10 protein-coding genes are annotated in these 11,841 nt (G+C 67.8%); 7 read left to right on the forward strand and 3 right to left on the reverse strand.

Going from position 1 to position 11,841, the window contains the following annotated elements:
- Positions 1-113 precede the first annotated feature (113 nt).
- The 7 genes from C7H73_RS12750 to C7H73_RS12780 all read left to right on the forward strand — a co-directional run bounded on the left by C7H73_RS12750 (position 114) and on the right by C7H73_RS12780 (position 9,655).
- On the forward strand, positions 114-959 hold the full coding sequence (locus C7H73_RS12750) for an ABC transporter ATP-binding protein (RefSeq protein ID WP_106846992.1): 846 nt from the start codon (positions 114-116) through the stop codon (positions 957-959).
- A complete protein-coding gene (locus C7H73_RS12755; protein ID WP_106846993.1) occupies positions 956-1,762 on the forward strand; it encodes an ABC transporter ATP-binding protein in 807 nt (268 codons plus the stop codon). Before C7H73_RS12750 ends, C7H73_RS12755 begins: the two co-directional genes overlap by 4 nt.
- 8 nt (positions 1,763-1,770) lie before the next feature.
- The gene (locus C7H73_RS12760) at positions 1,771-3,633 is read left to right on the forward strand and encodes an AMP-dependent synthetase/ligase (protein WP_106847671.1); all 1,863 of its coding nucleotides are present in this window, start codon (positions 1,771-1,773) and stop codon (positions 3,631-3,633) included.
- A gap of 82 nt (positions 3,634-3,715) precedes the next feature.
- Positions 3,716-4,885, forward strand: a complete 1,170-nt coding sequence (locus C7H73_RS12765; RefSeq protein ID WP_106846994.1) for an ABC transporter substrate-binding protein — start codon at positions 3,716-3,718, stop codon at positions 4,883-4,885.
- Positions 4,886-5,005: 120 nt separating this feature from the next.
- On the forward strand, positions 5,006-6,172 hold the full coding sequence (locus C7H73_RS12770; protein WP_106846995.1) for an acyl-CoA dehydrogenase family protein: 1,167 nt from the start codon (positions 5,006-5,008) through the stop codon (positions 6,170-6,172).
- Between the two features lie 86 nt (positions 6,173-6,258).
- Positions 6,259-7,464: an acetyl-CoA C-acetyltransferase gene (locus tag C7H73_RS12775; protein ID WP_106846996.1), complete on the forward strand. Its 1,206-nt coding sequence runs from the start codon at positions 6,259-6,261 to the stop codon at positions 7,462-7,464.
- Between the two features lie 19 nt (positions 7,465-7,483).
- On the forward strand, positions 7,484-9,655 hold the full coding sequence (locus tag C7H73_RS12780) for a 3-hydroxyacyl-CoA dehydrogenase NAD-binding domain-containing protein (protein ID WP_106846997.1): 2,172 nt from the start codon (positions 7,484-7,486) through the stop codon (positions 9,653-9,655).
- Between the two features lie 72 nt (positions 9,656-9,727).
- Here the strand turns inward: C7H73_RS12780 and C7H73_RS12785 are convergent, their stop codons facing one another.
- The 3 genes from C7H73_RS12785 to C7H73_RS12795 are packed head-to-tail and all read right to left on the reverse strand — an operon-like array spanning position 9,728 to position 11,838.
- On the reverse strand, positions 9,728-10,771 hold the full coding sequence (locus tag C7H73_RS12785) for a S49 family peptidase (protein ID WP_106846998.1): 1,044 nt from the start codon (positions 10,769-10,771) through the stop codon (positions 9,728-9,730).
- A 15-nt stretch (positions 10,772-10,786) separates the two neighbouring features.
- Positions 10,787-11,170 (reverse strand): Rieske (2Fe-2S) protein, encoded by a 384-nt coding sequence (locus C7H73_RS12790; RefSeq protein WP_106846999.1) that lies wholly within the window; start codon positions 11,168-11,170, stop codon positions 10,787-10,789.
- Positions 11,170-11,838, reverse strand: coding sequence for an HAD family hydrolase (locus tag C7H73_RS12795; protein WP_106847672.1), 669 nt, complete (start codon positions 11,836-11,838; stop codon positions 11,170-11,172). The genes C7H73_RS12790 and C7H73_RS12795 overlap by 1 nt, the downstream gene beginning before the upstream one ends.
- Between the last annotated feature and the right edge of the window lie 3 nt (positions 11,839-11,841).

Genomic DNA, 11,841 nt, shown 5'->3' on the forward strand with positions numbered 1-11,841 from the left:
TGCGCTTTGCGGGAAGGAGTACACCGCCGGTGCTGCGGGGCGGCCCTAGCAGGGCGGTCGCTGGCCTCGGGCGCGCCAGTTTCGGCGATTGCGCCCTTCGACGAAAGGCCGTCATGAGCGGTGATGTATTGCTGGAAGCGCGAAATTTGAGCGTGCGCTTTGGTGGGCTGCTCGCGGTGAACGATGTGAGCTTCGACGTGCGCCGCGGCGAGGTGTTCACGCTGATCGGGCCCAACGGGGCGGGCAAGACAACGGTGTTCAACCTGATCAGCCGCATCTACACGCCCACCAGCGGCAGCATTGCCTACGCCGCACCGCACGGCGGCCTGCTGGCGCTGACCGCACAGCCCGCGCACCGCGTGGCGGGGTTGGGGATTGCGCGCACGTTCCAGAACATCGAGCTGTTCGAGCACGCCAGCGTGCTGCACAACCTGCTGATCGGTCGCCACACGCGGCGCGAAACGGGGCTGTGGGCCGACCTGCTCTTCACCCCGCGCGCCCGCGCCGCCGAGGTGCGCGCCCGCGAAAAGGCCGAAGAGATCATCGACTTCCTTCAACTCCAGCACTACCGCGACACGCTGGTGGCCGGCCTGCCCTATGGGGTGCGCAAGGTGGTCGAGCTGGCCCGCGCGCTGTGCACCGAGCCGCAGCTGCTGCTGCTGGACGAGCCCTCGTCCGGCCTGAACGTGGAGGAGACCGACGACATGGCCTTCTGGATCCAGGACATCCGCGACGAGCTGGGCATCACGGTGTTGATGGTGGAGCACGACATGTCGCTGGTCTCGCGCGTGTCCGACCGCGTGCTGGCCATGAACCAGGGCCAGGTGCTGGCTAGCGGCACGCCGCGCGAGGTGCAGACACACCCGGGCGTGGTCGAGGCCTATCTGGGCACCATCGACGACGTGAGCAGCCTGCGCCGGCCGAATGACGGCAGCCGGAAGCAGGAGGTGCGCGCATGAACGCCGCCCTGCAGCCCGCCGGCGGCGCCGACGGCGCGCCCATCCTGAACCTGCAGAACGTGGAGAGCAGCTACGGCCCCATCAAGGCCATCCGGGGGGTGAGCCTGCAGGTGCGCCGCGGCGAGGTAGCCACCGTGCTGGGCAGCAACGGCGCGGGCAAGACCACCATTCTCAAGACCATCAGCGGCATCATCGACCCGCGCAAGGGCAGCGTGCAGTTTTGCGGCCAGGACATCACGGCGCACGACCCGGCGGCCATCGTGCGCCGCGGCCTGTCGCACGTGCCCGAGGGGCGCGAGGTGTTCCCGCTGCTGTCGGTGCGCGACAACCTGCTGATGGGCGCCTACACCCGCGGCGACCGCGATGCGGTGGCGCGCGACATCGAAACCGTCTATGGCTACTTCCCCATCCTGGCCGAGCGCAAGGACCAGGACGCCGGCCTGCTCTCGGGCGGGCAGCAGCAGATGCTGGCGATCTCGCGTGCCCTCATGGCCGCGCCCACGCTCATCTTGCTGGACGAGCCCAGCCTGGGCCTGTCGCCGCGCCTGACCAAGGAGATCTTCGAGATCGTCGTGCGCATCAACCGCGAGCGCGGCACCACCATCTTGCTGGTCGAGCAGAACGCCAACATGGCGCTGAACGCCTCGGACTACGGCTACGTGCTGGAGAACGGCCGCATCGTCATGGAAGACCGCTGCGCCGTGCTGCGCGAGAAGGACGACATCAAGGAGTTCTACCTCGGCATGAAGGAAGACAGCGTGCGCGGCGAGCGGCGCTGGAAGAAGAAAAAGACCTGGAGGTGAGCCGCACCATGTCCAACCTTTGGGATTTGTCCCACATCCAACCCGCCACCGCCAGCGTGCTCGGCGGCGACACCATCACCGCCATGTTCTGGAACGCGGTGCACGAGCGCGGCGCAAACGTCTGGCTGCGCCAGAAAGAGCTGGGCATCTGGAAGAGCTGGACCTGGCAGCAGACCGGCGAAGCGGTGCGCGAGATTGCTGGCGGGCTGCTGTCCCTGGGCCTGGAGCGGGGCGAATGCGTCTCCATCCTGTCCAACACCTGCATCGAATGGGTGCTGGCCGACCTGGCCGTGCTCAGCTGCGCCGGCGTGGCCAACGGCATCTACCCCACGGACGCACCCGAGCAGGTGCATTACCTGTGCCAGGACTCGGCCACCACCCTGCTGTTCGTCGAGGACGACGAACAGCTGGACAAGGCCCTGCAGGTACGCCAGCAACTGCCGCAGCTGCGCAAGATCGTGGTCTTCGACATGAAAGGCCTGCGCGAGCTGGACGACCCGGACATCCTGGGCCTGGACGCGCTGCGCGCCCTGGGCCGCGAGTGGAACGCCGCCCACGCGGGGGGCCTGGAGCAGCGCGTGCAGAGCGTGCAGCCGCAGGACGTGGCCATCTTGGTCTATACCTCGGGCACCACCGGACGCCCCAAGGGCGCCATGCACACGCATGCCGCGCTGACCTACACCGCGCGCGGCTACAACACGCTGATTGCCCGCACCGGGCAGGACGAGGCCATGTGCTTCCTGCCCCTGTGCCACATCGCCGAGCGCATGGGCGGGGAGTACTTCTCGCTCTACACGGGCTGCAAGTTGAACTTCGTGGAGAACCCGGACACCGTGCCGGAGAACGTGCGCGAGATCGCGCCCACGGTGTTTACCGGCGTGCCGCGGGTGTGGGAGAAGTTCTATTCCGGCGTGATGATCGCCCTGAAGGAGTCATCGCGGCTGCAGCAGGCGGCCTATGCCTGGTCCATCGGCGTGGGCGAGCGCATCGCCCAGCAGGTGCTGGCCGGCCAGCCGGTGGGCGCTGGCCTCAGGCTGCAGTTCCGGCTGGCCCGCTGGCTGGCGCTGGACAACGTGCGCCGGCTCATCGGCATCCACCGCGCGCGCTACCTGGTCACGGGCGCGGCGCCCATCTCGCCCGAGCTGGTCAAGTGGTATCTGGCCCTGGGCGTGCCCATGCTGGAGGTCTGGGGCATGACGGAGACCTGCGGGGCTTCCACCGGCATGCTGGCCTCGCGCATCCGCCCCGGCTCCATCGGGCCGGCCGCCGGCTTCAACCAGGTGCGCATCGACGCGGGGACGGGCGAGATCCAGGTCAAGGGCCCCAATGTCTTCAAGGGCTATCTGAACCTGCCCGACAAGACCGCCGAGACCTTCACCGAGGACGGCTGGCTGCGCACGGGCGACGTGGGCACGGTGGACGAAGGCGGGTTCTTCCGCATCACCGACCGCATGAAGGACATCATCATCACCGCCGGCGGCAAGAACGTGACGCCCAGCGAGCTGGAAAACGAGCTGAAGTTCAGCCCCTACATCACCGACGCGGTGGTGATCGGTGATGCGAAGCCCTATCTCACGGTGATCGTCATGATCGACCAGGAGAACGTGGAGAAATTCGCGCAGGACCACGACGTGCCGTTTTCCAACTATGCCAGCCTCACGCGCGCAGCCGAGGTGCAGGCACTGATCCAGGACGTGATCGACGGGGTGAACGCCAAGTTCGCCCGCGTGGAGCAGATCAAGAAGTTCTTCCTGCTCGACACCCAGCTCACCGCCGAGGACGAAGAGCTGACCCCCACCATGAAGCTCAAGCGCAAGCTGGTGCAGACCAAGTACGCCGAGCAGATCGACGCCATGTACCGGCAAGGCTAACCGCCAGGGATAGTGCGAATGGCCGCCGCGGCGCGCCCTTCTACGCTATGCCGCACCACTACACCACCAAAGGAGACAAGCCATGAAGACCCGTTATCTCGCTGCCGCCGCAGCACTGGGGCTGGCCGCCAGCGCCGGCGCCTGGGCTCAGGCCTCGCAGGGCGTCACCAAGGACACGATCACGCTGGGCTCCATCCAGGACATGTCCGGGCCGCTGGCGGGCTTTGGCAAGCAGGTGCGCATGGGCATGCTGCTGCGCGTGGACGAGGCCAACGAGCAGGGCGGAGTGAACGGCCGCAAGCTCGAGCTGAAGGTGGAGGACTCCGGCTACGACCCCAAGCGCGCCGTGCTGGCCGCGCAAAAGCTCGTGAACCAGGACAAGATCTTCATGATGGTCGGCCACATCGGCACGGCGCAGAACCTGGCGGCCATGCCGGTGCAGTTCAGCAAGAACGTCATCAACTTCTTCCCCGTGACAGCTGCGCGCGAGATGTACGAGCCCTTCCACAAGCTCAAGTACTCGTTCGCCGCCACCTACTACGACCAGATCCGCCTGGAGGCGCCCAAGCTCATCAAGGAGAAGAACGCGCAAAAGGTCTGCACCATCTACCAAGATGACGAGTTCGGCCTGGAGGTCATGCGCGGCGGCGAGGCGGCCCTGAAGGCCATGGGCCGCGAATACACCGAAAAGACCACCTTCAAGCGCGGCGCCACCGATTTTTCCTCGCAAGTGGCCAAGATGAAGGCCGCTGGCTGCGACTTCGTGGTGCTGGGCACCATCATCCGCGAGACCATCGGCACCATCGGCGAGGCGCGCAAGACGGGCTTCAACCCGACCTTCCTGGGCTCCAGCGCCGCCTACACCGACCTGATCCACAAGCTGGGCGGCAAGGCCATGGACGGGCTGTACGCTGCCATGACGGTGCAGCACCCCTACCTGGACGAGAGCTCGCAGCCGATCCGCTTCTGGGCCAACAAGTACAAGACCAAGTTCAACGAGGATCCGACGGTGTTCTCGGTCTATGGCTACTCGGCCATCGACTCCTTCATCAAGGCGGCGCAAAAGGCAGGCCCTCAGCTGTCCACCGACAGCTTCATCAAGGCCATGGACACCATGGTGCTGGAGCCGGACATGTTCGGCAGCCCCACGATGACCTTCGGCCCGCAAAAGCGCCTGGGCAACGATCTGTCGCGCCTGTCGCAGCTGCAGGACGGGCGCTGGCACGTGGTATCCGACTACGCGAAGAACTGAGCCCCTTGCGAGCTGCTGCCGCCTTCGGGCGGCTTTTTGTTGCCCGGAAAAAAGCACCACCGTTCGCAAAGAGGTGGCAGAATTTCACCAAGCAAATGCTTTTCAAAAATACCTGACGCCATGATTGAACGCACCCTCTTGCAATCCGACCACCAGGCCTTTGCCGACAGCTTCCGCCGCTTCATCGACAAGGAAATCACACCGCACCACGCCCGCTGGGAAGAGCAGGGCTACGTGGACCGCGAGGTGTGGGAGAAGGCCGGCGCCAACGGCTTTCTGTGCATGAGCATGCCCGAGGCGTACGGCGGCGCCGGCGCCGACAAGCTCTACAGCGTGGCGCAGATGGAAGAAATCGCCCGCGCCGGCTGCTCGGGCATCGGCTTCGGGCTGCACAGCGAGATCGTGGCGCCGTACATCCTGCACTACGGCACCGAGGAGCAAAAGCGCAAGTACCTGCCGCGGCTGGCCGACGGCAGCCTGGTCGGGGCGATCGCCATGAGCGAGCCGGCCGCAGGCAGCGACCTGCAGGGCATCAAGACCACGGCGGCGCTGAGTGCCGACGGCAGCCACTACGTGCTCAACGGCAGCAAGACCTTCATCACCAACGGCTGGCATGCGGACTTGGTCATCGTCGTGGCCAAGACCGACCCGGCCGCCGGTGCCAAGGGCGTCAGCCTGCTGCTGGTCGAGGCCGGCATGGCCGGCTTCGACAAGGGCCAGCGCCTGAAGAAAGTGGGCATGAAGGCGCAGGACACCTCCGAGCTGTTCTTCGACCACGTGCAGGTGCCGGCCGAGAACCTGCTGGGCGGCCCCGCCATGCAGGGCAAGGGCTTCATCTGCCTGATGGAGCAGCTGCCCTGGGAGCGGCTGCAGATCGCCATCGGCGCCGTGGCCTCCGCCCAGGCCGCCATCGACTGGACGGTGCAATACGTGCAGGAGCGCAAGGTCTTCGGTCAGCCCGTGGCGGCCTTCCAGAACACCCGCTTCACCCTGGCCGAGGCGCAGACCGAGGTGCAGGTGGCGCGCGTGTTCGTGGACAAGTGCTGCGAGCTGATCCTGCAGGACCAGCTGGACACGCAGACCGCCAGCATGGCCAAGTACTGGACCACCGACCTGCAATGCAAGGTGCTGGACGAATGCGTGCAGCTCTTTGGCGGCTACGGCTACATGTGGGAATACCCCATCGCCCGCGCCTGGGCCGACGCGCGCGTGCAGCGCATCTACGGCGGCACCAACGAGATCATGAAAGAGGTCATCACCCGCAGCATGGGCCTGCCTGCGCGCTGAGGCCTTCGCTACTATTTTGATAGCTCCCAGCGCTTGATACACGGGCGCTACAGCCCGATTTTACTAATATTTCTGGAGACGACACCATGACCCACGCCTATGTGTTCGACGCCCTGCGCACCCCGCGCGGCAAGGGCAAGAAGGACGGCAGCCTGCACGAGGTGAAACCCATCGACCTGCTGGCCGGCCTGCTCGGCGAGCTGCAGCAGCGCCACCAGCTCGACACCGCGCAGGTGGACGACGTGGTCATGGGCGTGGTCTCGCCCGTGGGCGAACAGGGGGCGGTGCTGCCCAAAGTCGCGGCTTTGAAAGCCGGCTGGGACTGGCGCTGCGCCGGCGTGCAGATCAACCGCTTCTGCGCCTCGGGCCTGGAGGCCGTGAACCTGGCCGCGCAAAAGGTCGCCAGCGGCTGGGAGGACCTGGTGGTGGCCGGCGGCGTGGAGAGCATGAGCCGCGTGCCCATCGGCGCCGACGGTGGCGCCTGGGCACAGGACCCTGCGACCAACCTGGCGACGATGTTCGTGCCCCAGGGCATCGGCGCCGACCTGATCGCCACGCTGGACGGCTTTACCCGCCAGGACGTGGACGCTTACGCGCTTGAATCCCAGCGCCGCGCCGCAGCCGCACGCGCAGCCGGGCACTTCCAGCGCTCGCTGGTGCCGGTGCGCGACTTCCTCGGCCAGGCCATCCTGGAAGAGGACGAATTCATCAAGCCCGGCACAACACTGGAGGGCCTGGGCGGCCTCAAGCCCTCGTTCGAGCAGCTGGGTGGCATGGGTTTTGACGCCGTGGCGCTGCAGCGCTACCCGCAGGTCGAGCGCATCCACCACGTGCATCACGCGGGCAATGCGTCGGGCATCGTCGATGGCGCCGCCGCCGTGCTGATCGGCAGCGAGGCGGCTGCCAAAGCGCAGAACCTCACGCCACGCGCGCGCATCGTCGCCACCGCCGTGAGCGGCGACGACCCGACCATCATGCTCACCGGCCCCATGCCCGCCACGCGCAAGGCGCTGGCGCGCGCCGGCATGACGGTGGACCAGATCGACCTGTTCGAGGTGAACGAGGCCTTTGCCGCCGTGCCCATGCGCTTCATGCGCGAGATGGGGGTGCCGCACGAGAAGGTGAACGTCAACGGCGGCGCCATCGCCCTGGGCCACCCGCTGGGCGCCACCGGCGCCATGCTGCTGGGCACGCTGATCGACGAACTGCACCGCCGCGGCCTGCGCTACGGGCTGGTCACGCTCTGCGTCGGGGGCGGCATGGGCATCGCCACCATCGTCGAAGCCATTTGAGAACCGGGGAGAACACCACATGCAAACCATCCGCTACGAACTCATCCCCGCGCAAAACGCAGACGGCCAGGTCGCGCTCATCACCTTCGACGAGCAGGGCTCGCCCGTCAACACCATGTGCCGGCAGTGGCAGAGCGACCTGGCAGAGGCCACCGCGCGCGTGCTGGCCGACCGTGACCAGCTGGGCGATGCGCTCCAGGGCATCGTGCTGGCTTCGGCGAAAAGCAGCTTCTTTGCCGGCGCCGACCTGAAGGCCACCCTGCGCCTGACGCCCGCCGACGCGCCCGCCGCGTTCGAGGAGATCGAGCGCATGAAAAAGCACTTTCGCACGCTGGAGACGCTGGGCATTCCCGTGGTGGCCTGCCTGAACGGCACGGCGCTGGGCGGCGGCTGGGAGGTGGCGCTGATCGCCCACCACCGCATCGCCCTCGATGACCCGAAGATCCAGTTCGGCCTGCCCGAAGTCACGCTGGGGCTGATGCCCGGCGCCACCGGCATCACCAAGATGACCCGCCTGCTGGGACTGTTGAAAGCGCAGCCGTACATCCTGGAAGGCAAGCTGTTCGGCCCCGCCGAGGCGCAGCGCCTGAACCTGGTGCACGCGCTGGTGGATGCGCCCGGGCAGCTGCTGCCCGCGGCGCTCGCGCACATCGCCGCGCACCCAAAGGCGCAGCAACCCTGGGACGCCAAGGATTACAAGATGCCCGGCGGCACGCCCGCCAACCCGAAGGTGGCCAACGCCCTGGTCGTGGCCCCTGCCATGCTCACCAAGACCACGCGCGGGCGCTACCCTGCCCCCGAGGCCGCGCTGTCGGCCATGGTCGAGGGCGCGCTGGTGGATTACGACACGGCGCTGCGCATCGAAAGCCGCTACCTCGCCCGTTTGATGACGGGCCAGGTCGCGCACAACATGATCAACACCTTCTTCTTCGACATGAACGCCATTCGCGCGGGCAAGTCGCGGCCGGCCGGCGTGGCGCGCTTCAAGCCGGCGAAGGTGGGCGTCCTGGGCGCGGGGATGATGGGCGCGGGCATCGCCTGGGCGCAGGCCAGTCGCGGCATCGCCACCGTGCTGAAAGACGTAAGCCTGGACAAGGCCGAGGCGGGCAAGGCCTACAGCGCGAAGCTGGCGCAAAAGCGCGTGGACAAGGGCGGCATGGCAGCGGAGGCCGCACAGGCGCTGCTGGCGCGCATCACGCCCACGCAGGACGCCGCCGACCTGGCGGGCTGCGATCTCATCATCGAGGCCGTGTTCGAAAACCGCGACCTGAAGGCCCAGGTCACGCGCGAGGCCGAGCCGCAGCTGGCGCCGGGCGGCTTCTTCGCCAGCAACACCTCCACCCTGCCCATCAGCGGCCTGGCGCAGGCAAGCCACCGGCCGGACAAATTCATCGGCATCCATTTCTTCAGCCCCGTGGACAAGATGAAGCTGGTGGAGATCATCCGCGGCAAGGCCACCGACGACGAGACCGTGGCGCGCGCGTTCGACTACGTGCAGGCGCTGGGCAAGATCCCCATCGTGGTCAACGACTCGCGGGGTTTCTACACCAGCCGCACCTTTGGCACCTTCGTGATGGAGGGCGCCGCCATGCTGGGCGAGGGCATCCCCGCCGCGGTGATCGAGAACGCCGCCATGCAGGCCGGTATGCCGGTGGGGCCGCTGGCAGTGCTGGACGAGACAGCCCTGTCCCTGAGCGTGCACGTGCTGGACCAGACGCGCGCCGACTACGCCGCCGAGGGCAAAAGCTACGCCGCCACGCCGGGCGAGCTGCTGGTCGAGCGCATGGTCAGGGAGCATGGGCGCCCGGGGCGCGCGGGCGGCGGCGGCTTCTACGACTACCCGGCCGGCGGCAAGAAGCAGCTATGGCCCGAGCTGCGCGGCCTGTTCGAAAAGGCCGATGCGCTCTGGCAGCTGCAGGACATCCAGGACCGCCTGCTGTACCGCCAGGCCATCGAGACGGCGCGCTGCCTGGCCGAAGACGTGCTGACCAGCGTGCACGACGCCAACATCGGCTCCATCTTCGGCATCGGCTTTCCGGCCTGGACGGGCGGCGCCCTGCAGTTCATCTACGGCACCGGCGTGCCGGCCTTCGTGCAGCGCGCGGACGAGCTGGCCAGCCGCCACGGCAGCGGCTTTGCGCTGGATGCCCGCACGCGCGCCGCCCTCGAGCAGCACCAGCCGCGCTACTGAGCGGCCAGCCAAAAAGAAAGGGGACGGGCGCCAGGCCTGTCCCCTTTCTTCATTTTGGAAAAAGCCGGCGTGTCAGCGCAGCTGCGGCAGCTGCAGCGCGGCCATGGCCTTCATGGCGCCAGCGCCCACGGCGGCGCCGAACTTGCGCGCCAGGCGCTCGGCCATGTTGTCGCGGCGTGTGTAGTCGATCACGTCCTCGGCCTTGACCACCTCGCGCGCCACGTAGTCCAGATTGCCCAGGCGGTCGGCCAGGCCCATCTCCACGGCCTGCTGGCCGGTCCAGAACAGGCCGCTGAAGGTCTCGGGCGTTTCCTTCAGGCGCTCGCCACGGCCGGCCTTGACCACCGAGATGAACTGCTGGTGGATCTGGTCGAGCATGGCCTGCGCGTATTGGCGCTGCTGCTCGCTCATGGGGCTGAAGGGGTCGAGGAAGCCCTTGTTCTGGCCGGCCGTGATCAGGCGCCGCTCCACGCCCAGCTTGTCCATGGTGCCGGTGAAGCCGAAGCCGTCCATCAGCACGCCGATGCTGCCCACGATGCTGGCCTTGTCCACAAAGATGTCATCGGCCGCGGCGGCGATGTAGTAGGCGGCCGAGGCGCAGGTTTCCTCCACCACGGCATAGACCGGCTTGCCGTGCTTGGCCTTCAGCCGCGTGATCTCGTCGTTGATGATGCCCGCCTGCACGGGGCTGCCGCCAGGCGAGTTGATGAGCAGCACCACGGCCTGCGAGCCCGAATCCTCGAAGGCGCTGCGCATGGCGGCGACCACGAACTCGGCGCTGGCCTCGGCGCCGCTGGCGATCTCGCCCTTGATGTCCACCACCGCCGTGTGCGGGCCGCTCTTGGCTGTGCCGCCCAGGTCGCGCGATGCCAGGGCCCAGGCCACGGCCGCCAGCAGGGCGATCCAGGCAAAGCGCCAGAAGATGCGCCAGCGGCGCGCGGCGCGCTGCTCGGCCACGGTGGCCAGCACCAGCTTTTCCAGCACCTGGCGTTCCCAGGCGGGGTCTGCGGCACTGCGTTTTGCTTCGTTTTTCATAGCTGCTTGCGCCCACAGGTCGGGCGCTGCAGGCTCATTGGACTGCAAACCGTGGGGGTCTTGTCTGGGGGTGTCGGTCATGATGGAAACGCAGGTTCAGAACGCCGGGGGTTGCAGCAGGGGCGCAGTATGCCAGCGCACCCTGCCGCCCTCTTCCGACAGCTCGATGCGCACCAGGGCGCCGCGGCAGGGGCCGCTGGCGCACTGGCCGGTCTCTGGCTGGTAGGCGGCGCCATGCGTGGCGCACAGCAGCCAGCGGCCGGTGTCGTCGAAGAAATGGCCTTCTTGCCAGTCCATCTCCATGGGCACGTGGGTGCAGCGGTTGAGGTAGGCGTGCACGCGGCCCTGATAACGGATGGCAAAGGCACGCACGTGCTCGCCTGCGTAGGCCACGTCGAAGGCCACCGCGCGCCCGCCGTCGATCAGCTCGCCGCTGGCGCACAGGGCGATGGCCTGGGCAGCGCCGCCCTGCTCCGGCATCAGGCGTTGCCCGCCATCCAGCCGTGCAGCTCGGCCACCGACCCGGCCACGAACAGCGGCTGCAGCGCTGCGAAGCCGTCGGTGCTGTGCGCGCCGTAGCCCACGCCCACGCTGGCGCAGCCGGCGGCGCGGGCCATCTCCAGGTCGTGCGTGGTGTCGCCGATCATCAGCGTGCGCTCAGGCGCCACGCCCAGCTCGGCCATCAGCTCGTGCAGCATCAGCGGGTGGGGCTTGCCGGCGGTCTCGTCGGCCGTGCGCGAGGCGTCGAACACGCCGCGCAGCTGCACGGCGTGCAGCACATGGTCCAGCCCGCGGCGGCTCTTGCCGGTGGCGACGGTGAGCAGGTGGCCGCGCTCTTTCAGCATGTCCAGCAGCGGCAGCACGCCGTCGAACAGGCTGATGTCGTCCTGGTGCTTCAGGTAGTGGTAGCGGTAGCGGTTGGCCAGCTCGGGGTATTTTTCGCGCGGCACATCGGGCGCGGCGTGGGCCAGCGCCTGCGGCAGCGCCATGCCGATGACCCAGGCCGCCGCCTCGCTGGTGGGCTCGCGCCCGCCCACATCGCGCACCGCCAGCTGGATGGAGCGGGAGATGATGGCGGTGGAGTCGAACAGCGTACCGTCCCAGTCGAAGGCGATCAGGTCGAAGCGGCGCGGGCGGGATTCGGGCATGTG

It is taken from the genome of Pulveribacter suum (assembly GCF_003013695.1).
GTDB lineage: Bacteria > Pseudomonadota > Gammaproteobacteria > Burkholderiales > Burkholderiaceae_C > Melaminivora > Melaminivora suum.